Here is a 23,300-nt window from a genome sequence, read left to right as displayed (position 1 = left end):
ACCGCGCCCATCCTGGCAGCGGTGTTGACCTTATCTCTCACCGCCATGACACAGAATTTCTTCCAGACATTTATCCTGCTCTTGCTCGTCACCGACCCGTTCGGCAACGTTTCCCTGTTCGTCAATGCCCTGAAACGGGTACCGATCGAGCGGCGCTGGAAAGTCGTGGTGCGCGAATGCCTGATCGCTTTCGGCATCTTGCTGCTGTTTATGTTCTTCGGCCGCCATTTCCTGAACGCCTTGCAATTATCGGAAGTGGCGCTGCGCATCGGCGGCGGCGTGATTTTGTTCCTGATCGCCATGCGCATGGTGTTTCCGCAGCCAAACGCGGGCAATAGCGACCACGAGATGGGCGGCGAGCCGTTCATCGTGCCGCTGGCCATCCCCGCGCTGGCCGGCCCGTCGGCCCTGGCCACCGTGCTGCTGTTTTCCTCGCATGAAGTCAATGAAGTGATCGCCCACGTGGCGGGATTGACGGCCGTGGCCGTCGTCTGGCTGGCCGTCTTCCTGTGTGCCGAACGCTTGCAGCGGGCGCTCGGCCCACGGGTCATGACGGCGTTCGAGCGCCTGATGGGCTTGATCCTGACGGCGATGGCCATTGAAATGCTGCTGGCCGGCATACGCGCGTTCCTGAAGTCCGTTTAATATAGAGCATTCATACACTGGAGGAATCACCATGAGCCGTTGCGCCCACATTTGCCTGATGGCCGATTACAACCAGTGGATAAATGCCAAGGTCTACGCGGCGGCGGCCAGCCTGCCGCCCGGCGAGCTGCAACGCGAGCGGGGCGCCTTTTTCGGCTCCCTGCTGGCCACCCTGAACCACGTGATGGTGGGCGACACACTGTGGCTGCAGCGCTACGCGAAACATCCTGCCGGTTTCCCCCTGCTCGACCCCATCCGTGCCATCACGCCGCCCGCGTCGCTCACGCAGCCGCTGTTCGCGGCCGACGATTTTGCCGCCATGCACGCGCACCGGCAATGGCTGGACCAGGTCATCATCGACTGGGCCGCGTCCATCCGCGAAGAAGACCTCGACCACCTGCTCGATTACCGCAACAGCAAGGGGCCGAACCGGCGCGAGTTTTTCAGCCTGCTCATGCATTTCTTTAACCACCAGACGCATCACCGGGGCCAGGCCAGCACCTTGCTGTCGCAAGCGGGCGTGGACATCGGCGACACGGATTTACTGTTTCGCATCCCCAACCATATCGAGGACTGAGGGCAGGCGATAGCGCCACGCCTTGATCCCGATCAAGGTCAGCGCCAGCGCCCCCAGCAGCGCGCCGCAGGCCAGCGCCCCCGGCATGCCATAGGACTCGATGGCCATGCCGCCGGCCAGCGCGCCCAGTGTCACACCCAGGTTGATGGCGGCGATATACACGCCGATGGCAAACGCGGGCGCCTCGCGCGCTTCGCTGCTGAGCCACACTTGCGTGACGATCAGCCCGCTCGTATGCGCCGCGCCCCAGAACAGCAGCAACACGGCCAACGCCGCCCAGCCGATACCCGTGCCCGCATACCGGTACAACAGCCAGTAAGCCAGCCCCAGCAGCACAGGCTGCAGCAAGACCGTGCGCAGCACATGCGTGCCCAGCTGGCGCCCCGCGAACAAATTGCCCGCCACGCCGCCCACGCCAAACACCACCAGCGCCAGCCCCGTCTGGCGCGCCGACAAGCCCGCTTCCTGTTGCAGATACGCGGCCGCATACGCATACACGGCAAACATGGCGGCAAACACCAGCACGGCGGCGGCGATGGTGAACCACAGCGCAGGTTTGCGCAGCACGGCCAGCTGGCGGCCATACGCCATCGGCGCCTCGCGCGGCGTGTCGGGCAAGAACACATATAAGCCCAGCGCGGCCAGCGCATTGACGAGGGCGCAGGCAAGGAACGATGCCTCGTAGCCATATTGGGCAGCGATCCAGGTGGTGAGCGGGATGCCCAGTACCATGCCCATGCTGGTGCCAGTGAACGCATGCGCGCCGGCCCGCGCCGCATCGCGTGGCGGATACAGGGCGGCGGCGGCCACCATGGCCAGCGAGAAATACACAGGGTGGAACAGGGCCGGCACCACGCGCAGCGCCAGCAGCAGCCCGAAGCGCGGTGCATACGCCGAGGCCACGCTGGCCAGGGCAAACACGAGCAGCGAGACGATCAGCACGCTCTTGCGGCGCCACCGCGTGGCCAGCAGCACGAGGAAGGGGCCGCCCACGGCGATCACCAGGGCGAACAGGCTCACCAGTGAACCCGCCTGCGCGGCCGTCACGCCATAGCGCTGCATGATCATCGGCAAGATGCCGACCACGCCAAACTCAATGCAATACACGCCGAACAGGCCCAGCGCAAGAAAAACGATGGGGTGCGGGCGCGTCATGGCATTTCCTTGGCGCCATACACGGCCTGGCACAGTTCCGTGACGAACGGTCCCGCCATGCCCTCCAATGCCGTATTCGTGAACGCCACCACGGACAGTTCCTGCGCAGGGTCGACAAACCACGAGTGGCCATACGTGCCGCCCATGCGCCACGTGCCCGCAGACTCCGGCGTGGCGGCGGCAAGCGGGTCCGTCAAGACCGTGAACCCCAGGCCGAAGCCGCGTCCCGGCCAGAACGGCAAGTCGAAACCGCCCGTCTGGTTTGCTCCCATCTGGCGCGCCAGCGCTGGCGGCAGCAGCGGCGCGCCGCCCAGTCGCAGGGTTTCCAGCAGGCGCATGAAATCGGGGGCGGAGCCGACCATGCCGGCGCCGCCGGACGGATACGCGTGCGCGTCGAGCGCCCTTGCCGGCGACAAGGTAAAGCCGGCCATGCCTTCGAGAAACGGCAGATGGTCTTCCCCCTCGTCCAGCAAACGGCGCGGCCGGGCTTCTTCCGCTGCGCGGTCCGCATACGCGACGGCCAGGCGCGCCCCGTCCGTGGCCATAAAACCCGTGTCGTGCATGGCCAGCGGCGCCGTCACCAGCTGTGCCACGGCCTGCGCCAGCGGCAAACCCGTCACCGCTTCGATCACGGCGCCCAGCACGTCGGTGGCGATCGAATACGCCCAGCGCGCACCCGGTGCAGACGCGAGCGGCACGGTAGCGAGGCGGCGCAGGTTGTCCTCCAGGGAAATGCGGGAGGCATCCATGCCGTCCGACACGCCAGCCCGTGCATACGCGCCGCCCGGCGGCTGGAAAAAGCCGTAGTCGAGGCCGGCCGTGTGCGTGAGCAAGTGGCGCACGGTCATCGCCGCCACGGCGCCGTCCGGCTGGCGCGGCGCAAAATACGGCAGCCAGCGCGCCACCGGGTCGTCCAGGCCCAGGCGGTTCTGCCCCACCAGCGCCAGCGCGGCCGTGGAGACGATGGGTTTGCTGACCGAGGCCAGGCGGAAGACGGCGTCTTCCACCATGGGCGTGCCGGCTTCGCGGTCCAGGTGGCCGGCGGCGCGGCGATAGATATCCTGGCCGCACTGGCGCACCAGCACCACGGCGCCCACCAGGCGCTGCTGCTGCAGCACGGCATCGAGCAAGGGGTCGATGCGGGCGGCCAAGGCCGCGGGAGAGAAGTTGTACATCATGGCGTAGCCTTTCAAATGATCAGGCTGCCAAGGTAAGCCAGGCGCGATCAAAGAAAAACAGGCTATAGTTTCAGTCTGTGCGGACGTTGACATCCGCAATCAAAAGGAAAACCATGGATAACTTGGCGGGATTCACGGCCTTCGTGCAGGCGGCGGAAACGCGCAGTTTTGTCGCGGCGGGCCGGGTGCTCGGCATTTCCGCCTCGGCCGTGGGCAAGAGCATCGCGCGGCTGGAAGAGCGGCTCGGCGCGCGTCTGTTTCACCGCAGCACGCGCAGCATTGCGCTGACCAGCGAGGGCACCGTGTTTCTCGAACGCTGCCGGCGCATCCTGGGCGAGATCGAAGCGGCCGAGCTGGAATTATCGAACAGCAAGCGCGCGCCGCAAGGCCGGCTGCGCGTCAGCCTGCCGCAGGTGGGCAGCCTGCTCAATCCCGTGCTGGCGGCCTTTGCGCGTGCCTATCCGCAGGTGGAACTCGACCTCGATTTCAGCGACCGCCGGGTCGACGTCATCGAAGAAGGCTATGACGCCGTCGTACGCGCGGGAGAAAGCGCCGACAGCCGTTTGATGAGCCGCCAGCTGGGCCAGTTCCAGCTGCAACTGGTGGCCTCGCCAGCCTATCTGGCGCGCAACGGCACGCCCGCGCTGCCGGCCGACCTGGCACGCCACACTTGCCTGCTGTACAAGTTTCCCAGCAGCGGCAAGGTCGAGGCGTGGCCCTTGCCCGAGTGGAATTCCCTGCACGCGGCCGGCTTGCCGACTGTGCTGAACTGTAACAACGTCGACACCCTGCTGCACTTTGCCGAAAGCGGCCTGGGCATCGCCGCCCTGCCCGACTTTGCCGCGCGCGCGGCGCTGACGGCGGGCCGCTTGCAGCCGGTGCTGGACGCGCACCGCCGGCACGACGGCGCCTTTCGCATCCTGTGGCCCAGCAGCCGCCACCTGACGCCGAAACTGCGCGCCTTCATCGATTTCCTCGCCACCCACGTGTTTCCGGAAAACTAAGCCCGCATCCGGCGTCGCGCTCGTTGTTTCCACACGACAACTTATTTAATTTGCTACCAATTTTTAAACTTTTCGGGGACTTGATACAAGTTTTTGTATTGCAGTGCGGAATTTTGAGGAACAATTACAGGCTGGTCGCCCTTACGTATAAACCCGTAGCCTTGGCCTGTCGACGTTTTCCTTCACTTCCGCAACACGAAAGCAATCATGTCACTTACACAATTCAAAATCGGCACCCGGCTCGGGATCGGGTTTGCTGTCGTCCTCGGCCTGCTGGTAGCCGTCTTGCTCGTCGGCCTGTATTCCATGGGGCAACTGAGCGCACGCACGCACGACATCGTGGCCGACAAGAACGTCAAGATGGCGGCCGCCAACACCATGAGCGACAACGTGCGCAACATTACCCTGGCAATCACCAGCATTGTGGTGGCGCCGACGGAAGCGCTGGTGCAGGCGGAACTGGCCAAGATCGGCGAAGCGCGCAAGAAATACGGCGCCGCCAAGGAAACCTTGCAAAAGAAGATTTCGACGGACAAGGAAACGGCGCTGATGGCCGAACTGGACGCGGCCCTGAAATCGGGCGCGCCGCTGAACAACAAGGTCATCGAACTGCGCAATGCGGGCCAGACGGAAGAGGCGATCGCCTTTTTGACGCAGCAGGCGGCACCGAGCCTGAAGATCGTGCTGGGCGCGCTCGACAGCTTGGTCGCCTATGAAGCGCAGCAGGCGGCGCAGGCGGCGACGGACGCCGAAACGCTGAGCACGAGCGCACGCGCCTCCATGATTGCCCTGGGCAGCGTGGCCGTGCTGCTGGGCGCTTTTGTTGCCTGGATCATCACGCGCTCGATCACCCAGCCCATCAATGCGGCCGTGGCCGTGGCCGAAACCGTGGCCTCGGGCGACTTGTCGTCGCACATCGTCGTCAATTCCAGCGATGAAACGGGCCGCCTGCTGGGCGCCCTGAAAGCCATGAACACGAGCTTGCTGGGCGTGGTGGCGCAAGTGCGCAACGGTACGGATGCGATTTCCACGGCGTCGAGCGAAATTGCCGCAGGCAACCTCGACCTGTCGTCACGCACGGAAGAGCAAGCCAGTTCGCTGGAAGAAACGGCGTCGGCCATGGAAGAGCTGACCTCGACCGTGAAACAGAACGCGGACAATGCGCGCCAGGCGAACCAGTTGGCGAAAAGCGCGTCGGAAGTGGCCGTGCGCGGCGGCAGCATCGTCGCGCAAGTGGTCGACACCATGGGCACGATCAATGACTCGTCGAAGAAAATCGTCGACATCATTGGCGTCATCGACGGCATCGCCTTCCAGACCAACATCCTGGCCTTGAACGCGGCAGTGGAAGCGGCGCGCGCGGGCGAACAAGGCCGTGGCTTCGCCGTCGTCGCCACCGAGGTACGTAATCTGGCGCACCGTTCGGCCTCGGCCGCCAAGGAGATCAAGGAACTGATCGCCGCTTCGGTCGCCAACGTGGACACGGGTTCGCGCCTCGTCAATGAAGCGGGCCAGACCATGGGCGACATCGTCGACAGCATCGTGCGCGTGACCGACATCATGGGCGAAATCACCTCCGCCACGCACGAGCAGACCATCGGCATCGAACAGATCAACATGGCCATTGCCCAGATGGATGAAGTGACGCAGCAAAACGCGGCCCTGGTGGAAGAAGCGGCGGCCGCCTCGCAAAGCATGCAGGAACAGGCGGGCGAACTGGCGCACGTGGTGGGCTTCTTTAAAACCGGCAACCATGTTGCCAGCGTCAGCAAGCTGACGCCTGTGCGCGCCACGCCGGCAGCGGCTGCGCCCGCCATCGCGCGCCCCGCGGCCAAGCCCGCACCCGTACGCCAGGCCGTCGCGGCCGCGCCGGCGCGCCGCAGCAATGCCGCCGCCGAAAGCGAATGGGAAGAGTTTTAAAACACCAGTGTTAATAACAGAGTTTTAACACCCGGCAACATCGCAACGGGGAAAGCCAGGCAGGAAGTTGCTGCCTGGCTTTTTTTCGTCCGCCAATACCACTTTTTTTGCGGCAAAGCCCGCGCAATAGACAAAAGTGCAAAACGTGCAGCACGCATACGCTTTACAATCCTCGCTCGCTTTACAAAATATTGGTCATCATGAATCAGGCAGAACAGCAGCGCCTCCTGGCTATCCTGGAGTATTGGCACAAGATCGAATTCTTTATCCCGTTTGACCTGAATCAAATCACGGACGTTGAAGACCAATCCACCGTGCGTCTCCTCCACCGCGAACAGCTGGCGCAAATGCCGCCGCAGTTCGCCACGCAGTGGCCAGTCCCTTCCGACCGCGAGATCGACGGCTTTTCACTGTTCCTCGGCGTGTTCGACAAGGCCGAAATCAACAAGGCTTGCCCGCCGGCCAACGGTCCGGAAAACATTGCCGAAACAGAAAAAACAGAGCTGCTGGGACGCTCGTGCTTTGCCCGCATCAACCTCAATGCGCTGGGCGAGCCACAGTTCGATCCCGTCTCCGTGTCGACCTTGCCGTGGGCCCTGGGCCGCGTCCGCACGCCGGACTGGTCGGGCCTGAGCCTGGACGCCTTCAGCGACAGCCAGCTGGCGCTGCAGGACAGCCTGCGCAACTTTGCCGCCGCCCGCGCCCCGCAGCCAGTGACGGACGAGGCGGGCAATGTCTCGGCGCCCCTGTCCGGCATGGAAATCGCGGCCCTGGCCGACCTGCTGCGCGACTGGGCCGGCTTCCACCCGTCCGCCGGCCAGCCGCTGGCCGTGCTGGAATTGCGCACGCGCAAGAAACGCGCGGCCGTGACGGAAGGCGACCTGGTTGAGGCCAGCCAGAACCGCAGCCTGGACTTTGGCGACGCGGTGGAGCCATCGATCGATATCCTCAACAGTTTTTACCTCGATGACCTGGAACAGATCATCCGCGCCTTGCGTGGGGGCAAGTTGCCGGCGACGGTGGCCGCCTACCTGACGCCGCTGGCGCAGGACGAGCGCATCGACCTGTACAGCCCGGCCGGACGCCAGGCACTGGCCGCCATGCTCAATCCCGCGAACATGAACCGGGGACACTGGCTGGAAGACGCCAGCTACGCCATGAGCCTGATGCAGCAGTTCGCCATCCATGGCGCACGCACGGGCTTGAGCGAACGCGGCATCTTTTCCGTCAACGGCCCGCCCGGCACGGGCAAGACGACGTTATTGCGCGAATTGTTTGCCGACAACATCGTGCGCCGCGCCAGCGTGCTGTCCTGTCTGGACCGCGCCGGCGACGCCTTCATCGGCAAGGTGGCCGTGTCCTTCGAAGGCGTGCGCGACCCGATCACCATCGCCCGCTTGCGCCCGGAATTGACGGGCTTTGAAATGGTCGTCGCCTCGTCGAACAATGCGGCGGTGGAAAATATTTCCGGCGATCTCCCGAAACCGAAACAGCTGGGCAAGGAATGGGCGCGCACGCGTTACTTTGAAAGCGTGGCGCGCCGGGTCGTGGCCGACGGCAATGGCGCCAACCGCGCCCTGGACGAGACGGAAGCGCCGTGGGGCTTGATGTCCTGCGCGCTGGGCAATAGCGCCAACCGCCGCCGCTTCGTCAGCAATTTTTATGACGACGACTGGGACAAGAGCACGGCGCGCAAGACGCCGAATGCACAGAATATCCGCCAATGGCTGACCAGCTACCAGGGCGTGAGCTTCGCCCAGGCGGCGCGCGAGTTCCGCGAAACGGAACACGTGGTGGAAAAGGCCCTGGCCGAGCACGCCCAATACGCGGCCCTGTGGCAAGCCGTGGGCACGTGCACGGAAGCCGATTTTATCCAGGCCAGCCAGCAAGCGTTGATTGAAGCTGAGCAAGAGATGGATGCAGCGAATGGCGCCCTGTCCGGCGCGCTGGCGCAGCAGGACACCCTGCTCGCCAGCAAGAAGGAATTGCTGGAAGAAGAGCGCCTGGTGGCGCTGACGCAACCGGGCTTTTTTGCCCGCCTGTTCCGCACGGCCCCGGCGCGCGCCTACAAGGATGCCGTCGTGGCCAACGCCGAAGCGCAGCGCCAGGCCGCGCGCGACGTCTCCGCCATCAAGCTGCTGCTCAAGGGCGAGCTGGAGCCGCGCTGCGAGCGGGCCCGCAACAGCCTGCACATTGCCCTGCGCACGGCGCAATCGCGCCAGCGCGAATGGGATGACAGCACGGAATTGCTGCGCCGCGCACGCCTGCGCTTTCCCACCATCATCGCGCCGACCGCCCTGGACGAACTGGACGGCGATGCCCTGCAGATAGGCGGCCTGTGGCATGAACCGGCGCTGGCGCGCCTGCGCTCACGCCTGTTCGCCAAGGCCCTGGCCCTGCACGAAGCGTGGCTGGCGGAAGTGGCGAAGAAGGGCGGACCCGGCTTTGGCGGCAACTTGCTGGCCGTGTCGAAATTGCTGAAAAACAAGCGCGCGTACGACCAGTCGCACGTCGCCATGGTCTGGCACAGCCTGTTCATGGTGGTGCCTGTCGTGTCGACCACGTTTGCCTCGTTCGCGCGCCAGTTCCAGGGCATGGGCCCGGAATCGCTGGGCTGGCTGTTCATCGATGAAGCGGGCCAGGCCGTGCCGCAAGCGGCGCTGGGCAGCCTGTGGCGCGCCAAACGCGCCGTCGTCGTGGGCGACCCGCTGCAGATCGAACCCGTGTTCACGGTGCCGGGCCGTCTCGTGCAGACCCTGTCGGCCCTGTCGCCGCATACGCAGGATGGCAGCTACGCGCCGACTTCCGTTTCCGTGCAGACCCTGGCCGACAAGGCCAACCGCTATGGCGCAACGGTCGGCGCCGGCAGCGCGCAGCCCCTGTGGATCGGCAGCCCCCTGCGCGTGCACCGCCGCTGCGTCGAACCGATGTTTTCGCTGGCCAACAGCATCGCCTACGAAGACAAGATGGTCTATGGGCTGGCTGAACGCACGCCGCCGGCCGGCGCGCGCGGCCTGACGCGGGGACCGAGCCGCTGGATCGACGCCGTCGGCGCCGTCAGCTACAAGCAGGTGGTGCCGGTGCAGCTCGATTTCGTGCTGGAAGTGTTATTGAAACTATATCGCCGCGATGGCAAGCTGCCGGACATGTATGTGATCACGCCGTTCAAGGCCGTGCGCAACGAATTGCGTTCGCGCATCGTTGACATGGACTGGGACCGCCGCCTCGGCTACGGCAAGGCGCCGACGGCGCGCGAACTGCGCCAGTGGAGCAGCCAAATGGTGGGCACCGTGCACACCTTCCAAGGCAAGGAACAAAGCGTGGTCATGCTGGTCCTCGGCGCCGACGACAGCACGGTGGGTGCCGCGCAATGGGCGGCGGCCACGCCGAATTTGCTCAACGTGGCCCTGACGCGCGCGCAACACTATGTGTACATCGTCGGCAACCCGCTGCTGTGGGGCCAGTTGCCGCATTTTGCACCGGCGTGCGCGCAATTGCCGCATACGGGCATGCATGAGTTTTTGGTGGAGATGGGCTGATTGGCAGGCGTAGGTCGGATTAGCGCCCCAGCGCGTAATCCGACAACATTGTTGGCCGCTCTTGTCGGATTACGCGCGGCTACGCCCCGCTAATCCGACCTACGTTGCTGCACCGGAAAACCAAGACGTAGGTCGGATTAGCGCGCAATCGCGTAATCCGACACCACCACCGTCAATATTACGCCGGGAAAACTAAGGTAAAAGTCGTGGCGGCAGCGTCGGACGCCACGCTCGCGCTGCCGCCGTGCAATTGCATGATGGCCGTGACGATGGCCAGCCCTAATCCTGTGGAGGCGGCCGAGTCGCTGCGGGCCGGGTCGGCGCGGTAGAAGCGCTCGAACAGGTGCGGCAAATGACGCGCGGGGATGGCGGGGCCGAGGTTGCTCACGCTCAGTTCCACGCCCTCGTTGGTCGCGTGCGAACGCAATAAAATCGTGCTGCCCGGCGCCGCGTGGCGGATGGCGTTCGACAGCAAATTGCCGAGCGCGCGGCGCAGCAGTTGCGGCTCGGCCGTCACCATGCCGCTGCCGTGGCAGGCCAGCGCCAGCTCGCGCTCTTCGGCCAGGCCTTCAAAGAAATCGGCCAGGCGCAAGAACTCGTCCTGCACCGGCAAGACTTGCTTGACGAGCACCATTTCATCCTGCTGCGCGCGCGCCAGAAACAGCATGCTGTCGATCATGCGCGACAGCCGTTCCAGCTCTTCCACATTTGACGACACCAGCTGTTCATATTCGTGCGCGCTGCGCGGGCGGGCCAGCATGACCTGGCTTTGTCCCAGCAGATTGGTGACGGGCGTGCGAAATTCATGTGCCAGATCGGCGGAAAACTGCGACAGCCGCGCGTACCCCTCCTGCAGGCGCGCCAACATGGCGTTCAGGGCCTGGATCAGGGGCAGCAGTTCCGTCGGCGCATCGCGCGCCTCGAGCTGCTGCCCGAGCTTGCCCGGCCGCACGAGGGCCGCATGGGCGGCGATATTGCGCAGCGGCCGCAAGCCCCGCAGCAGCATCACGCTGGCCAGAATCGCCGCCACCAGTGCGCTGATGGCGACGGAAACGACGATCTGCCAGCGGTAGGCGGCAAACATGGCCGTGCGGTCGCCGTAGACCCGGGCGACGGCAATATCGGCCATCTGCGCCGGCTCGCCGATGCGCGCGCTGGCCGCCACGACCCGGGCCGGATAACCGTCGCGGCTGGTCCAGCTGACGATGTCGCTGGCCGTGACGGGCGCATCGACGGCCACGGGAACAGCATGCGCGACGTTCTCGCCGTTCGGATTGACATCGATCAAACGCGTGCCATCGGCGCGCACGATGCGCACCAGGGAATTCTCTTGTCCGCTCATGGTGTCGCGGAAATACTGGGGCCGCTCGCGGATGATGTCCAGGGTGCCGGCATTGCCGAGTAATTGCTGGATCTGCCGCAGTTTGCCCAGCAACAAAATATCGTCGCGGCGCTCGATTTCCGCCACAAAGGAACGGTATAGATGCATGCCCAGCCCGGCCGACACGAGCGCCACGATCAGCACGAAGACGAGCGTGACACGCAGGGTCAGCGAGCGCCGCAGTTCTGCCAGCTTCATGCGGCGGCGCCGTTGTCAGGTACCGTGGGCGCACGCAATTCGCAGACGTAGCCCATGCCCCGCAAGGTGTGGATCAGCTTGGGCTCGAACGGATCGTCGAGCTTGCTGCGCAGGCGTCGGATGGCCGCGTCGATGACGTTGGTGTCGCTCTCGAAATTGATGTCCCACACTTGCGAGGCGATGATGGAACGCGACAGCACCTCGCCCTGGCGCCGCGCCAATAAATGCAGCAAACCGAACTCCTTCGCTGTCAGGGCGATGCGCTGGCCTTGCCGGCTGACCTTGCGTTTCATCACGTCGATTTCCATGTCGCCGATGCGGATGACGTCGTCTTCACGCGGTGGCCCGCGCCGCAGCAAGGTGCGGATGCGCGCCACCAGTTCGGCAAAGGCAAATGGTTTCACCAGGTAATCGTCGGCCCCCAGCTCGAGCCCTTTCACGCGGTCCTGCACTTCGTCGCGCGCCGTGAGGAAGATCACGGGCACGTCGGCGCCGCCCTCTTGCAGGCGCAGCGCGCGCAAAACTTGCCAGCCGTCCATGATGGGCAGCATCACGTCAAGCACGATCAGATCGGGTGACTCCGTACTCGCCATGTGCAAGCCGTCGCGGCCATTGCGCGCCAGGCTCACCGTAAAGCCGGACTCGGCCAGGCCGCGCAGCAGATAGTCGCCCGTCTTCGGTTCGTCTTCAATGACCAGGATGCGCATGGCAGCTTTCTAAGGGGAATATAAGACCATTCTACGCCGCGCGCCGGGCACCGCGGATGATAAAAATGTCATGCGGCGATCATCTTCTCGTAGGGCAACACTGACCATACTGGCGCCACCTTATCAACGGACAGCCACATGAAAACCCTGTTACTCGGCAGTACCCTGCTGTGCCTGCTGGCCGGACCAGCGCGCGCCCAGCTGCGCCAGGTCGATGATCTTTCTCTGGCAATGGCCAACAAGCTGGCGAATGCGGCCATCGCCGCGTGCCAGGCGCAAGGCCGGCATATTGTCGTCAGCGTACTCGACCGTGGCGGCAATGTCGTGACCGTACAGCGCGCCGATGGCGTGGGCCCTCACAACACGGACGCCAGCCGGCGCAAGGCGTATACGGCCCTGTCGACGAAAAACGATACCCAGGCGCTGGCCGTGGCCGCGCGCGGCAATCCCGACATGGCCAATTTGACGACCGTGCCGGAACTGTTGCTGCTGGGCGGCGGCCTGCCCTTGCGCGCCAAGGGCGAAGTCGTCGGTGCCATCGGCGTCGCCGGTGGCGGTGGCGCCCTGCAAGACCGCGCCTGCGCCCATGCCGCCCTGGCCGCCATTCCTGAACTCGATTCCCCCACCCTGTGAAAGCAACGACGATGACCTATTTGAAAAAAATCACCGCCGCCCTGGCCTTCGCCAGCCTGTCCAGCATGGCGCTGGCCGCCAATCCCTTGAGCGTGCACATCCTCGACCTGCAGAGCGGCCAGCCGACGGCGGGCGTGACGGTCACGCTGGAGCAGAAAAAAGGGGATGCCTGGCAACAATTGGGCAGCGCCGTGACGAACGCGCAAGGACGCATTGCGGCCATGTATCCGGCCGAGACGCCCATGCAGGCGGGCGACTACCGCATCGTGTTCAAGACAGGCGAGCACTATGCACGGCTGAAACAGGAAACCTTCTTCCCGGAAATCCCCGTGCAATTCCACGTGGAAAAGACCGACCAGCACTATCACATTCCCTTGCTGCTCAGCCCTTTCGGTTTCTCCACCTACCGCGGAAATTAAACCTGGCCGATAGTCTTCGCCGTCTGCCCGAACAGCACGCTTTTCGCGTCGCCGCTGACGGTGGGCTGCACATTGATCTCGGCCGCCCGGGCATACGCGCGCACGGTGGCGGGACGGGCGGCGATGGCTGCGAACCAGCGCGCCAGGTGCGGGAAATCTTCCAGCTTCTGGCGCTGGCGCGCGTGCGGCACGATCCACGGGTAGATCGCCATGTCGGCGATGGAATACGTGTCGCCGGCCACGAATGCGCGGTCCGCCAGGCGCTTGTTCAGCACGCCGTATAGCCGGTTCGTTTCATTGACGTAGCGCGTGATGGCGTAATCGATCGGTTCGGGCGCATATTGCACGAAATGGTGGTTTTGCCCGGCCATGGGGCCAAGGCCGCCCATTTGCCAGAACAGCCATTGCATGACCTCGGCACGTCCCCGGACGTCGGCCGGCAGGAATTGCCCGCTTTTCTCGGCCAGGTATTGCAAAATCGCGCCCGACTCGAACAGCGACAGGGGCGCGCCGCCATCGGCCGGCGCCTGGTCGACGATGGCGGGGATGCGGTTGTTCGGCGCGATGGCGAGAAACTCGGGCTTGAACTGCTCGCCCTTGCCGATATGCACGGGAATGATGTTGTAAGGGATGCCCGCTTCTTCCAGGAACATCGTCACTTTGTGCCCGTTGGGCGTGGTCCAGTAATACAGGTCGATCATCGTGGTCTTTCCAGGTAGATAAGTAGGGGCAGGCGCACTTGGCAGAACTATTGTCGCGCCGCAACTGATATGCATGGATATAATGCCACGTAAGCGAAAAACAAGACGGCGCCCCGGCAGGGCAAGCATTCACTAGCGCCGTCACGCAGGCATCCCGACATTCCAGAGTACAAACAAAGAAAGCCGACCATGCGCAAACTCCTGATCGTCACGCTGTCCGTCCTGCTGTCAGGCTGTGTCCAGGACTTCGCCATCTACATGTTCGATGGGCAAGACCATTCCCTGACCGTGCGTCGCCAGCAACGTTATTTTTGGCAAGACACCGTGGAAGTGCAGCTGATGGCCACCAACCTGCCGCAATGCCAGCGCCTGCATACGCTGTCCACCGATGCGCCGGCCGACATCAAGGTCGAGCTGTTCGCGGCCGGCGATGGCCTGTGGAATATCCGCATGGGCAAGCAGCTGTGGCAGGCGGAAACGAATACCTGCAATGAGCTGACGGAAATGGAAAACGACCCGAAAGCCGACCTGGGCCAGCCGGTCGGGCAATTCGTGGTCGTCGATGACAAGCTGGAATTCGAGCCGGCGCCGCAAGCGGCGGCACCGGCCCAATAGGAACTTAGCGCGCCGCCAGGCTGCGCAGCGGCTTTTTCGCCACGGCGCGTGGCGCGGCCGAGCTTGCCGCCAGACGCGGCGACGTTCCCGGTTCCTGCGCCGACAATTTGAAGCGCGCCACCAGTTGCGCCAGCACGGCCGCCTGGTCTTGCATGCTCGACGCCGCTGCCGCCGCCTCTTCCACCAGTGCCGCATTTTGCTGCGTCACGCTGTCCATCTCCGTGATCGCCTGGTTGACGTGGCCGATACCCGTGCTTTGCTCATGCGAGGCGGCCGTGATGTCGGCCATGATGTCGGTCACGCGCGACACGCTGGCCACCACCTGATCCATGGTCGTGCCCGCCTGTGCGACGAGCGTGCTGCCGGCCGCGATGCTGTCGACGGAAGCGCCGATCAGTTCCTTGATTTCCTTCGCTGCGCCCGCGGATCGTTGCGCCAGATTGCGCACTTCCGACGCCACGACGGCGAAGCCGCGTCCCTGTTCGCCCGCGCGCGCCGCTTCCACGGCCGCGTTCAAGGCCAGGATATTCGTCTGGAAAGCGATGCCGTCGATGACGCCGATGATGTCGACGATCTTGCGCGACGAAGCGTTGATGGTGTCCATGGTACCGATCACTTGCGCCACCACGGCGCCGCCCTGGCGGGCCACGGCGGAAGCGGACTGCGCCAGTTCATTCGCCTGCACGGCATTGCCCGCGTTTTGCGTCACGGTCGAGGTCAACTCCTCCATCGAGGCCGCCGTTTCTTCCAGCGAACTGGCTTGCATTTCCGTGCGCGCCGACAAGTCCATATTGCCGCTGGCAATCTCGCTCGATGCCGTGGCGATCGTCTCGGCACTGTGGCGGATTTCGCTGATCGCGTCGACCAGGTTGGTTTGCATGGTTTTCATCGCGTACAGCACGCTGTGGCGGTCGCTGGCATGCGTGCGCACGACGCCGCTCAAATCGTTATTCGCGATCTTTTCCGCCACGTCGGCCGCATACTCGGGATCGCCGCCCAGCGCATGGCGCAGGCTGCGGTTGATCACGACGACGACGGCGGCCAGCAGGCCGCACACCAGCACCAGCACGCCCAGCGAGGTGAGCAGCGACTGGCGGAAGGCCGCATCGATATCATCCATGTACACGCCCACCACCAGGGTCCAGGCCCACGGCTTGTAGGCCACCACGCGGCTCATCTTCGGTTCGGGCGTCTTCTGGCCCGGGCGGGGGAAGTAATAGTGGACGAAGCCCTTGCCCGCATCGGTCTTGCCGACGGCAACGATGTCGCGGTACAGATAGGTGCCGTTGGCATCTTTAAAATCCGACATGTTCTTGCCGTTGGTTTGCGGCGCGGCGGGATTCATCACCACGACGGCATCGAGATCGATGATGGACAAATAACCGGTCTCGCCGAAACGCATGCTCTTGATGACGGCCGTGGCCTGCTTTTGCGCTTCTTCCTTGGTCAAGGCGCCGCTGGCGGCCAGGTCGCCGAACATCTTGACGGCGCCCAGGCCCAGGTCGGCGGCATTGCTCAGGTCGGCGCTGCGTTCTTCGATGCGGATCTTGCGAATTTCCAGGGCGTTGTAGACAAAAATAACGGTGATGCACAACAGGCTGCAAATCAGGGGAATCCATAACTTCTGCTGGAACGTCAATTTCTTCATGCTGTGTCTCCGACTCTCTATTGTGCGGCGATGGGGCGTGGCCCGCTTCCAGCTGGGCAAGCCCGGAATGCGGCGGCGACGGTGCTCTGGCGGCACCGTTCAGACGTCTCCAGCATACGCTCGAACGACCGATATTTACAATGCCGGGAAGCAATGAATTTTGCCCGGTGTTGTTAATGCGTTGCGACAATTGATGAGAATTGATGTTGCGTTGCAATAAAAAAGGGCCAGCGGCCGCCATTCTTTTGCGCTACAGTCACTGCAGTTCCTTACCGCGCAGGAAGTCCCATGTCGACCACGTTTACCTGGCAAGGCTTTGCCATCCTGTCGGCCGTGTTTGCGGCCCTGACGGCCATCCTGGGCAAGCTGGGCGTGGCCCATCTGAACAGCAACATGGCCACCCTGATACGCACGGGCGTCATCCTGCTGGTGACGGCGGCCATCATCTCGCTGCGCGCGGAGTGGCAGCGCCCCAGCGGCGGCAACTGGGTGGGCTGGAGTTGCCTGATCGCCTCGGGCGTGGCCACGGGGCTGTCATGGCTGTGCTATTTCCGCGCGCTGCAGCTGGGCCCCGTCTCGCTGGTGGCACCCGTCGACAAGCTCAGCGTGGCACTGGTGATGCTGGCCGGCTGGCTGGTGCTGGGCGAACCGTTCACCCTGAAAGCGGCGGCCGGCGGCGGCTTGATCGTACTCGGCTCGCTGATTTTGCTACTCTGAGGCATTCCATGGCACGCGGCGGCGCGCCTGTGTCAGAATGCACGCCGCATAGATCGAATCACGAAAGCACAGCATGACCAAGAATGAAGCCATGAAACGCATCAACGACCGCCTGGGCAAACCCACGCTGACGGACAAGAACACGCATTTTGCCAGCGTCGCCAGCTATGGCACGGACGAAGGCTGGTGGCTGAAGATCCCCTTCCTGACCTTTAAGCAGGAATTGCACTTCATCCTCAACAATGAAAAAACGAAAAGCTTCCAGCACCTGAAGATCGGCGCCAACCAGATTCTCAGCCCGGGCATGAAGTTCCGCAGCACGGGCGGCGCGGCCGACGCCTTCATGTCGGCCTCGGCGCCGAAACGCCTGGTCGACTTGCTCGACGGCGGCAGCAAGTACAACTTTACAAAACACTTCGTCAACGACTACCGCTACTAAAACACCTGACCAAACCTACTGCGCGGCGCGCTTTGCGGCCTGCGATGCTCACCGTACTAGAAGTACGGTTGCGCTTTTTGGCCACAAATCACTGCCGCTCGCTACGGTTTTGTCAGGTGCTCTTGGCGTTGTTAGTTTTCCCTTGGAGGCAGCCAGGCCCTGAGCAAATGTTGGGCGATGTCTAGCGCGTCATCGCGGCTGGTGCCAAAGTGTAAAGGGTAGCCCCAGAACTGGCCGAACATGACGGCAAAGGCCTTGCCGGCCAGGCGCTTGGCGGCGCTCGGTTCGACCAGCACCATGCCCTGGATATACGCACGCAGGGCGGCCTTGTGCCGTTTCATCCATAGCACGGCGCGCTTGCGCTCTTCCTGCGGATGGTCATGCCCATCCTCGTCCAGGCCTTCTTCGCTGAGGATGACAAACGCTTGCTGGCGCTCCAGCAAGCCTTCAAACTGGCTGAACAAGGCATCGTCGGGGCCGCTGGCGGCGTTGTCGCGGCGCATCCAGACGAGGGGGAAATCGGTGATATCGAGTTGCATGGGGGACTCCTTCAAGGGGGTTGCCGTTTCTCCTCACCTTCATCAGAACACGGGCGGCGGCGGTTGCCGTTGAAGCGGGGCTGCGGATAGCCATACGATACCGATGACGGCGCCCGACGTCATTGCATACAATAGCCACAATATTATTCAATCCAGCCAAAGTCATCCCATGCCCCATCCCCTCTTGCCCAGCATGCTGACGGCCCACCTGGGTCTGGACGACGATGCCTCCATCCTCGATTTCGACGTCGACGGCGTGCTGCGCCCCTTGCTGGCCGTGGGCCTGGCCAGCGTGCCAGAGGATGCGGAGCAGGCGCCGCACCAGCACCGCAAGGGGCAGCTGCTGTACGCCACGCGGGGCGTGATCCATTGCGAAGTAGAAAGTGGAGTGTGGATCGTGCCGCCCCAGTGCGCCGTGTGGATACCGGGCGGCCTGATGCATTCAGCGCAGGGCGTGGGCGAGGCCGAGTGCTACTGCCTGTTTATCGAGCCGGCCACGGCGCCGGCCTTGCCGGCCATCTGCTGCACCGTGGCTGTCTCGCCCCTGTTGCGCGAACTCATCACCAAGGCGGCCGGTTTTCCCACCCTGATCGCGCTGCAGGGCGCGCAGGAACGTTTGGTGGCCACCCTGCTCGACGAACTGGCGGTCGCGCCCGTGGAAGACTTGCATCTGCCGATGCCGCGCGATGCGCGTCTGCGCCGCCTGGCCGCCCTGCTGCTGGCGCAGCCAGCCGATAAAAGCACCCTGGCCGAGTGGGCCTGCCGCATCGGCATGAGCGAGCGCAGCATGACCCGGCTGTCGCTGGAGGAAATGGGTATGAGCGTGGGCGGCTGGCGCCGGCAACTGCACGTGATCCTGGCGTTGCAACGGCTGGCGCAAGGCCACAGCGTGAAAGCGGTGGCGCTGGAACTCGGTTATGAAAATACCAGCGGTTTTGTCACCATGTTCCGCAAGGCCGTGGGCAAGCCGCCGGCCCGCTACCTGGCGGAACGGGAATCCGGACGCGCATGAAAAAAGGCGGCATATGCCGCCTTCGTCACGCATCGTCGCCGAAAATCAGACTTCGCGCGCCAGGGCCAGAAATTCCGTGCGCAGCGCCAGGTTCGGCTGCATCTCGCCCAGCATGGCCGAGGTGATGGTTTCTTCGCCCGGCGTGCGGATGCCGCGGCTTTCCATGCACAGGTGACGGCAGCGCACGACCACGCCCACCGATTTCGGTTCCAGCACTTCCATCAGCGCGTTGGCGATCTGCATCGTCATGCGTTCCTGCACTTGCAGGCGCTTGGAGAAGCAATCGACGAGGCGCGTCAGTTTCGACAGGCCGACGATCTTGCCGTTGGGCACGTAGCCGATGGTGGCCTTGCCGAAAAACGGTGCCAGATGGTGTTCGCAATGGCTGTAGACGGGGATGCCGCGCACGACGATCAGCTCGTTGTACTGTTCCGCGCCATCTTCAAAGGCTTTCAGCAAGTCCACCGGGTCCTGGCCATAACCGGACGTCCAGTGCTTCCACGCCTTGGCCACGCGCGCCGGCGTTTCCAGCAAGCCAGGACGCTGCGGATCTTCACCAAGGCTGCTAATCAGCCGGCGCCAGTCATTTTCGGAGAATTCTTCTTGAGACATGCTAAACCACCCTAAAATTTTCAATTGCCGCCAGTATATAGAAAATGCGGCAGGCTGCCTGAGCAGCCCCTGCTTTTCCCGCTACGCCGGCGGCCGGTGCGCGCCGACCAGCAGCGCGGAGATCGACACGCTCGAACTCGCCTCCGGCCACGCATCGCCGGGGCCGAACCAGCGCGCCTCGGCGATCTCGTTCTCGTCGAGGCGGATCTCGCCATCGAGATAATCGGCCGTAAACGCGATCATCAGCGAATGGGGAAACGGCCAGGACTGGCTCATGAAGTACTGCAAGTTATGCACGCGCAAGCCCACCTCTTCCATCACTTCGCGGTGCACGGCTTCCTCGATCGATTCGCCCGCTTCCAGGAAACCGGCCAGCGGACTGAAGCGCTGCGATGGCGAATTTTTATGCATGGCCAGCAGCACCTGCTCGCCCTTGCGGATGAGCACCATCATGGCGGGCGAAATGCGCGGGTACGCGAGCATGCCGCAGGCGGTGCACGTAAAGCAGCGTTCGCCGCGCGTGCGCTGCATGGGCGTGGCGCACACGCCGCAATGGCGGTGCGTGCGCGCCCATTCGGCCAGCTGCACGGCGCGGCTGGCCAGGCCCAGGAAGTCATCGTCGATGGCGTTGAACAGCGAACGCATGCCGTGATACGCCAAACCGCTATCGGCGGGCAACAACTCCGCATCCGTCCAGACCGTCTGGCAATAGCGGCCCTGCCACCAGCCCACGGGCTGGGCGCGGCTCAGGTCGATATCGAGCGCGGCCGCCTCGGCGGCAGTGGGCAGGGTCAGCCCGGGCATACGCAACAGCAGGCGCCCGCGGTGAAAGACGAATGTCAGCGTCTCGGTGGCGGCCGGGGCCGGTTCGGGCGTGTCGATCAGGGGGACGAAGGCAGGGGGAGTGTGCAGCATGTGCTGGGAAGAAATTTGTAAAGGTTGCTCATCATACTCCCGCTGCCAAACGCTTGCGCGCATAGCAGCGCCCGGGCTGCAAAGCAAGCATTCATGAGCCATGCGCGTGTTTTTTTTGCGCTAAGTCCAATCCGTTGCGTAAACGATACTGATAACGATTCTCATTTACGAAATAGCGCCCAGTTATTACAATACCGCCTATTCCGTCTCCATCGCCAGCCACTTGCCCGCGTGCCCAAGCACTGCGGCGCAGAGCCAGCCAGGAACCACTACCCTGACCTTATCGAGAGAGCAAGATGGCAATCAAGAGCCGCAAACACGCCCCAACCCGTTTCAACCAGCACATCGGCGCCGCCCTGGCCGTGATGCTGCTGCCCGTCGCCGCCCAGGCGGCCGACCCCGCCGGCCAAAGTGCCCCGGCATCGCAGCAAACCCTGAACGAAATCAAGGTCGTGGGCTCGAAGGAAAATGACTTCAAGGCCGAAAAAGCCTCGTCGCCGAAATACACGGAAGATCTCGTCAACACGGCGCAAACCATCGTCGTGATCAAGAAGGAATTGATCGAACAGCAAGGCGCGCTGACCCTGACGGATGCGCTGCGCAACACGCCCGGCGTCGGTACCTTCTTCCTCGGTGAAAACGGCAACACGAACACGGGCGACGCGGTCTACATGCGCGGCTTCGATGCCTCGGGCAGCATCTATGTCGATGGCGTGCGCGACGTGGGCTCCATCTCGCGCGACGTCTTCAACATCGAACAGATCGATGTGCTGAAGGGCCCGGCGGGCACCGACAGCGGCCGCGGTTCGCCGACCGGTTCGATCAACCTGGTCAGCAAGACGGCCACCATGGAAAACAAGTTCAATTCGCTGCTGACGGCCGGCAGCGGCAAGCAGAAACGCGCCACGGCCGACTGGAACCGCATCATCGACGCCGATTCCGGCACGGCTTTCCGCCTGAACCTGATGACGCAAGACAGCGGCAATCCGGCGCGCGACGAAGTCAAGAACAAGCGCTGGGCCTTCGCGCCTACCGTCACCTTCGGCATCGGCAAGCCGACGCGCATCACGGCCAGCTACCTGCACGTGGATCAAAATAACGTGCCCGACGGCTTCGTACCCACCATCGGCCTGCCCGGCTACAGCACGCCGGACAGTATCACGCCGACGAACAAGGTCATCCGCACCTTCCTGAATAGCGCCGCCAAGGTCGATCCAAAGAATTTCTACGGTTCCACCGCGGACCACGACAAGGTCAAGGCCGATATGGCTACCTTGCGCATCGATCATGATTTCTTGCCCAACGTGCAGATTCAGAACACCACGCGCTACGGCAAGACCAAGCAGGACTACCTGCTGACGGCCTTCATGGGCAGCACCGCCAACCTGAAGACGCCGGTGGCCACCGATCCGTCGACCTGGACCCTGGCGCGCTCGCTGCGCACCGTCAAGGATCAGGAAAACACGATTCTGACCAACCAGACCGTGGTCAGCGCGCAATTCGATACGGGCGTGCTCAAGCACTCCGTCGTGGCCGGCGCCGAATTCACCAGCGAAAAGCAGACCAACTACAGCTATGTGCCTGCCAGCCTGGGCACCATGCCGGACGCCAATCTGTACCATCCGAACCCGCGCGCCCCCGTCACCGGCTACCAGCCCGTGCGCAGCGGCGCCTACAGCCAAGGCGAAGTCAACACGCAAAGCGCCTATGTCTTCGACACCATCAAGTTCGGCGACAAATGGATCTTCAACGGCGGCGTGCGCTTCGACCATTTCAACACCAGCTATGACTCCGTCACCCTGCAAACGGCCGTCGCCGCAGGCCAGGTGCAAAAACTGCCGGTAGGCACGCCTATTCCTGTTCACATCACCCTGAACGACACCTTCGCCAACGGCAAGATCTCGGCCCTGTACAAGCCGACGCCGGACAGCAGCGTGTATGCGCTGTGGGCCACCTCGAAGGCGCCGCCGGGCACCAACTTCACGCTGAGCACGGGCGCCAGCAGCGCGCAAAATCCGATGTATGATCCGCAGGAAACCACCACCAAGGAAATCGGCACCAAGTGGGATTTCCTGAAACAAAAACTGTCGCTGTCGGCCGCCGTCTACCAGACGGACGTGAAAAATGAAGTAGAGCAAGATCCCGTCGACCTGATCTACTATCAGAATGGCAAGAAACGCGTGCAGGGCGTCGAAATCGGCATGGTGGGCGAGATCATGCCGAACTGGCTGGTCAGCGCCGGCTACACACGCATGAATACCAAGGTCGAGTCGGGCAAGGTCGTCACGGCCAGCGGCATCAATAACCTCAGCTACACGCCGAAACAGGCGTTCACGGGCTGGACCTCGTACACCCTGCCCTTCGGCCTGAAGATCGGCGGCGGCGCACGTTACGTGGGTGAAATGCTGCGCGGCACCGATGGCGCCGTCGGCACGCCGGCCCGCGTGGATGCCTACTGGGTCTTCGACGCCATGGCAACGTATACCGTCAACAAGAACCTCGACTTGCAGTTGAACGCCTACAATCTGGCCGACAAGACCTATGTGGCAGCCATCAACAAGTCCGGCTTCCGCTACACGCCAGGCCAGCCCCGTTCCTTCAGCCTGACGGCGAATATCAAGTTCTAACATCTAGAGAACACGCATCGCGTCACATCAAGCCCCTCTTCGGAGGGGCTTTTTTATTGTCCTGATAATCTTGTCTTTTTGGCGTACCGCCGCCCTGCCGCGACTAGCGTATGAAAAGT

Annotated in this window: 22 protein-coding genes; 12 read left to right on the top strand and 10 right to left on the bottom strand. The window is 63.5% G+C overall.

All coding sequences use genetic code 11. The annotated features are described in order from the left end of the window. Positions 1-45: 45 nt before the first annotated feature. Together CSQ95_RS24335 and CSQ95_RS24330 are read left to right on the top strand one after the other, a co-directional pair. Complete coding sequence (locus CSQ95_RS24335) at positions 46-645, top strand: MarC family protein (RefSeq protein ID WP_070224777.1); 600 nt, start codon at positions 46-48, stop codon at positions 643-645. 31 nt (positions 646-676) lie between these two features. Continuing rightward, positions 677-1,222 (top strand): DinB family protein, encoded by a 546-nt coding sequence (locus CSQ95_RS24330; RefSeq protein ID WP_099411354.1) that lies wholly within the window; start codon positions 677-679, stop codon positions 1,220-1,222. On the opposite strand, the gene CSQ95_RS24325 is transcribed toward CSQ95_RS24330, so the two are convergent. Beyond that, the gene (locus tag CSQ95_RS24325) at positions 1,187-2,377 is read right to left on the bottom strand and encodes an MFS transporter (protein ID WP_099411353.1); all 1,191 of its coding nucleotides are present in this window, start codon (positions 2,375-2,377) and stop codon (positions 1,187-1,189) included. The two genes, CSQ95_RS24330 and CSQ95_RS24325, sit on opposite strands and share 36 nt — an antisense overlap. Continuing rightward, the gene (locus CSQ95_RS24320; RefSeq protein ID WP_218963644.1) at positions 2,374-3,555 is read right to left on the bottom strand and encodes a serine hydrolase domain-containing protein; all 1,182 of its coding nucleotides are present in this window, start codon (positions 3,553-3,555) and stop codon (positions 2,374-2,376) included. The genes CSQ95_RS24325 and CSQ95_RS24320 overlap by 4 nt, the downstream gene beginning before the upstream one ends. Before the next feature lie 113 nt (positions 3,556-3,668). On the opposite strand from CSQ95_RS24320, the gene CSQ95_RS24315 reads away from it, so the two are divergent. Further along, complete coding sequence (locus CSQ95_RS24315; protein ID WP_099411352.1) at positions 3,669-4,559, top strand: LysR family transcriptional regulator; 891 nt, start codon at positions 3,669-3,671, stop codon at positions 4,557-4,559. A gap of 207 nt (positions 4,560-4,766) precedes the next feature. Continuing rightward, positions 4,767-6,479, top strand: a complete 1,713-nt coding sequence (locus tag CSQ95_RS24310; protein ID WP_099411351.1) for a methyl-accepting chemotaxis protein — start codon at positions 4,767-4,769, stop codon at positions 6,477-6,479. On the opposite strand, the gene CSQ95_RS30170 is transcribed toward CSQ95_RS24310, so the two are convergent. Beyond that, a complete protein-coding gene (locus tag CSQ95_RS30170) occupies positions 6,476-6,826 on the bottom strand; it encodes a hypothetical protein (protein WP_257218202.1) in 351 nt (116 codons plus the stop codon). The genes CSQ95_RS24310 and CSQ95_RS30170 overlap by 4 nt on opposite strands. On the opposite strand from CSQ95_RS30170, the gene CSQ95_RS24305 reads away from it, so the two are divergent. Next, the gene (locus CSQ95_RS24305) at positions 6,794-10,018 is read left to right on the top strand and encodes a DEAD/DEAH box helicase (protein WP_257218201.1); all 3,225 of its coding nucleotides are present in this window, start codon (positions 6,794-6,796) and stop codon (positions 10,016-10,018) included. The genes CSQ95_RS30170 and CSQ95_RS24305 overlap by 33 nt on opposite strands. Positions 10,019-10,196: 178 nt before the next feature. Here CSQ95_RS24305 and CSQ95_RS24300 read toward each other — a convergent pair whose 3' ends face one another. Together CSQ95_RS24300 and CSQ95_RS24295 are read right to left on the bottom strand one after the other, a co-directional pair. Further along, positions 10,197-11,597 (bottom strand): heavy metal sensor histidine kinase, encoded by a 1,401-nt coding sequence (locus CSQ95_RS24300; protein WP_099411349.1) that lies wholly within the window; start codon positions 11,595-11,597, stop codon positions 10,197-10,199. Continuing rightward, a complete protein-coding gene (locus CSQ95_RS24295; protein ID WP_070224783.1) occupies positions 11,594-12,304 on the bottom strand; it encodes a heavy metal response regulator transcription factor in 711 nt (236 codons plus the stop codon). Before CSQ95_RS24295 ends, CSQ95_RS24300 begins: the two co-directional genes overlap by 4 nt. Positions 12,305-12,442: 138 nt before the next feature. Here CSQ95_RS24295 and CSQ95_RS24290 point away from each other — a divergent pair, with 138 nt between their 5' ends. Continuing rightward, entirely contained in the window at positions 12,443-12,937 is a 495-nt protein-coding gene (locus CSQ95_RS24290) for a heme-binding protein (RefSeq protein WP_099411348.1), read from the top strand. Positions 12,938-12,948: 11 nt separating this feature from the next. Beyond that, positions 12,949-13,356: a hydroxyisourate hydrolase gene (gene uraH, locus CSQ95_RS24285; RefSeq protein ID WP_070312182.1), complete on the top strand. Its 408-nt coding sequence runs from the start codon at positions 12,949-12,951 to the stop codon at positions 13,354-13,356. Here the strand turns inward: uraH and CSQ95_RS24280 are convergent. Next, entirely contained in the window at positions 13,353-14,057 is a 705-nt protein-coding gene (locus CSQ95_RS24280) for a glutathione binding-like protein (RefSeq protein ID WP_099411347.1), read from the bottom strand. The genes uraH and CSQ95_RS24280 overlap by 4 nt on opposite strands. Positions 14,058-14,246: 189 nt before the next feature. Between CSQ95_RS24280 and CSQ95_RS24275 the strand changes: the two genes are divergently transcribed. Beyond that, complete coding sequence (locus CSQ95_RS24275) at positions 14,247-14,672, top strand: hypothetical protein (protein ID WP_070224787.1); 426 nt, start codon at positions 14,247-14,249, stop codon at positions 14,670-14,672. 4 nt (positions 14,673-14,676) lie between these two features. On the opposite strand, the gene CSQ95_RS24270 is transcribed toward CSQ95_RS24275, so the two are convergent. Further along, positions 14,677-16,320, bottom strand: a complete 1,644-nt coding sequence (locus CSQ95_RS24270) for a methyl-accepting chemotaxis protein (protein ID WP_070312186.1) — start codon at positions 16,318-16,320, stop codon at positions 14,677-14,679. Between the two features lie 288 nt (positions 16,321-16,608). Here CSQ95_RS24270 and CSQ95_RS24265 point away from each other — a divergent pair, with 288 nt between their 5' ends. Both CSQ95_RS24265 and CSQ95_RS24260 read left to right on the top strand, forming a co-directional pair. After that, on the top strand, positions 16,609-17,037 hold the full coding sequence (locus CSQ95_RS24265) for an EamA family transporter (protein WP_099411346.1): 429 nt from the start codon (positions 16,609-16,611) through the stop codon (positions 17,035-17,037). Between the two features lie 73 nt (positions 17,038-17,110). Beyond that, entirely contained in the window at positions 17,111-17,476 is a 366-nt protein-coding gene (locus tag CSQ95_RS24260) for a hypothetical protein (protein WP_034781254.1), read from the top strand. Positions 17,477-17,607: 131 nt separating this feature from the next. Here the strand turns inward: CSQ95_RS24260 and CSQ95_RS24255 are convergent, their stop codons facing one another. After that, positions 17,608-18,015 (bottom strand): hypothetical protein, encoded by a 408-nt coding sequence (locus tag CSQ95_RS24255; protein ID WP_099411345.1) that lies wholly within the window; start codon positions 18,013-18,015, stop codon positions 17,608-17,610. A 193-nt stretch (positions 18,016-18,208) separates the two neighbouring features. Here CSQ95_RS24255 and CSQ95_RS24250 point away from each other — a divergent pair, with 193 nt between their 5' ends. Then, positions 18,209-19,027, top strand: coding sequence for a helix-turn-helix domain-containing protein (locus CSQ95_RS24250; protein ID WP_099411378.1), 819 nt, complete (start codon positions 18,209-18,211; stop codon positions 19,025-19,027). Positions 19,028-19,072: 45 nt separating this feature from the next. Here CSQ95_RS24250 and folE read toward each other — a convergent pair whose 3' ends face one another. Next, positions 19,073-19,639 carry a GTP cyclohydrolase I FolE gene (gene folE / locus CSQ95_RS24245; RefSeq protein ID WP_034781250.1) on the bottom strand — a complete coding sequence of 189 codons (567 nt, stop codon included), beginning with the start codon at positions 19,637-19,639 and terminating at the stop codon, positions 19,073-19,075. 81 nt (positions 19,640-19,720) lie between these two features. Beyond that, entirely contained in the window at positions 19,721-20,554 is an 834-nt protein-coding gene (gene nudC / locus CSQ95_RS24240) for an NAD(+) diphosphatase (protein ID WP_099411344.1), read from the bottom strand. Between the two features lie 296 nt (positions 20,555-20,850). Between nudC and CSQ95_RS24235 the strand changes: the two genes are divergently transcribed. Next, positions 20,851-23,181 carry a catecholate siderophore receptor Fiu gene (locus CSQ95_RS24235; RefSeq protein ID WP_099411343.1) on the top strand — a complete coding sequence of 777 codons (2,331 nt, stop codon included), beginning with the start codon at positions 20,851-20,853 and terminating at the stop codon, positions 23,179-23,181. Positions 23,182-23,300 lie beyond the last annotated feature (119 nt).

Origin of the sequence: Janthinobacterium sp. BJB304 (genome assembly GCF_002735765.1) — a bacterium.
GTDB lineage: Bacteria > Pseudomonadota > Gammaproteobacteria > Burkholderiales > Burkholderiaceae_D > Janthinobacterium.
Note: the sequence above shows the minus strand (reverse complement) of the source record. Positions and strands in the feature narration are given on the sequence as shown.

Excerpts from the sequence above, each read along its gene's own strand:
- CSQ95_RS24310 (WP_099411351.1), top strand. The coding sequence starts at position 4,767 with ATGTCACTTACACAATTCAAAATCGGCACCCGGCTCGGGATCGGGTTT.
- CSQ95_RS24275 (WP_070224787.1), top strand. The coding sequence starts at position 14,247 with ATGCGCAAACTCCTGATCGTCACGCTGTCCGTCCTGCTGTCAGGCTGT.
- CSQ95_RS24290 (WP_099411348.1), top strand. The coding sequence starts at position 12,443 with ATGAAAACCCTGTTACTCGGCAGTACCCTGCTGTGCCTGCTGGCCGGA.
- CSQ95_RS24280 (WP_099411347.1), bottom strand. The coding sequence starts at position 14,057 with ATGATCGACCTGTATTACTGGACCACGCCCAACGGGCACAAAGTGACG.
- CSQ95_RS24295 (WP_070224783.1), bottom strand. The coding sequence starts at position 12,304 with ATGCGCATCCTGGTCATTGAAGACGAACCGAAGACGGGCGACTATCTG.
- uraH (WP_070312182.1), top strand. The coding sequence starts at position 12,949 with ATGACCTATTTGAAAAAAATCACCGCCGCCCTGGCCTTCGCCAGCCTG.
- CSQ95_RS24300 (WP_099411349.1), bottom strand. The coding sequence starts at position 11,597 with ATGAAGCTGGCAGAACTGCGGCGCTCGCTGACCCTGCGTGTCACGCTC.
- CSQ95_RS24315 (WP_099411352.1), top strand. The coding sequence starts at position 3,669 with ATGGATAACTTGGCGGGATTCACGGCCTTCGTGCAGGCGGCGGAAACG.
- CSQ95_RS24325 (WP_099411353.1), bottom strand. The coding sequence starts at position 2,377 with ATGACGCGCCCGCACCCCATCGTTTTTCTTGCGCTGGGCCTGTTCGGC.
- nudC (WP_099411344.1), bottom strand. The coding sequence starts at position 20,554 with ATGCTGCACACTCCCCCTGCCTTCGTCCCCCTGATCGACACGCCCGAA.
- CSQ95_RS24320 (WP_218963644.1), bottom strand. The coding sequence starts at position 3,555 with ATGATGTACAACTTCTCTCCCGCGGCCTTGGCCGCCCGCATCGACCCC.
- folE (WP_034781250.1), bottom strand. The coding sequence starts at position 19,639 with ATGTCTCAAGAAGAATTCTCCGAAAATGACTGGCGCCGGCTGATTAGC.
- CSQ95_RS24335 (WP_070224777.1), top strand. The coding sequence starts at position 46 with ATGACACAGAATTTCTTCCAGACATTTATCCTGCTCTTGCTCGTCACC.
- CSQ95_RS24270 (WP_070312186.1), bottom strand. The coding sequence starts at position 16,320 with ATGAAGAAATTGACGTTCCAGCAGAAGTTATGGATTCCCCTGATTTGC.
- CSQ95_RS24250 (WP_099411378.1), top strand. The coding sequence starts at position 18,209 with ATGCTGACGGCCCACCTGGGTCTGGACGACGATGCCTCCATCCTCGAT.
- CSQ95_RS24330 (WP_099411354.1), top strand. The coding sequence starts at position 677 with ATGAGCCGTTGCGCCCACATTTGCCTGATGGCCGATTACAACCAGTGG.
- CSQ95_RS24260 (WP_034781254.1), top strand. The coding sequence starts at position 17,111 with ATGACCAAGAATGAAGCCATGAAACGCATCAACGACCGCCTGGGCAAA.
- CSQ95_RS24235 (WP_099411343.1), top strand. The coding sequence starts at position 20,851 with ATGGCAATCAAGAGCCGCAAACACGCCCCAACCCGTTTCAACCAGCAC.
- CSQ95_RS24265 (WP_099411346.1), top strand. The coding sequence starts at position 16,609 with ATGTCGACCACGTTTACCTGGCAAGGCTTTGCCATCCTGTCGGCCGTG.
- CSQ95_RS24255 (WP_099411345.1), bottom strand. The coding sequence starts at position 18,015 with ATGCAACTCGATATCACCGATTTCCCCCTCGTCTGGATGCGCCGCGAC.